The following is a 462-nucleotide window of genomic DNA, read 5'->3' as shown; positions in this document are numbered from 1 at the left end:
GTGCTGTCGGGCCTGCAGTCGCTGGTCCGCCAGCAGGCGGAGTACCTGTGCGGGACCGCGGCCGATCTGCAGTCGCTCGGCACGACGAAGCAGGCCGATGGCGCCGAGGCCTCCGCGGTCCGCGTGACCGAGCTGCTGCCGCGCACCGTGAACAAGGCGGTGAGCGGCCTGCGCGGCCTGACCGACACCGTGTACAAGACACAGGCCGACAGCTTCGCCGTGGTCGGCAAGCGCCTCGCGGAGAACGTGGAAGAAGTGAAGGGCATCCTGCGCCCCAGGCAGTAAGCCTCGCCGGGCACGGCCTCGCAAGGCCGTGCCATCCCGCCCGTTTCAGGGAAGTGCCTCCAGGATGACTTGATGACAATAGACGGTGCCAGCGTTGAATCTGGCCACAAGATGCAAATCCGGACCGTAGACCTGGATGGACAGGTGCTTCGGGTCGGCGTGCGGCCCCGCAGCCAT

The 462-nt window shown here is 67.5% G+C and carries 1 pseudogene; it reads left to right on the top strand.

What is annotated here, in order from left to right:
* Nucleotides 1-285: pseudogene (locus tag AC1DO7_RS41515) on the top strand (phasin family protein); the annotation flags it as partial.
* Between the last annotated feature and the right edge of the window lie 177 nt (nucleotides 286-462).

The organism is Cupriavidus sp. 05N40 (assembly GCF_056397305.1).
Note: the sequence above shows the minus strand (reverse complement) of the source record. Positions and strands in the feature narration are given on the sequence as shown.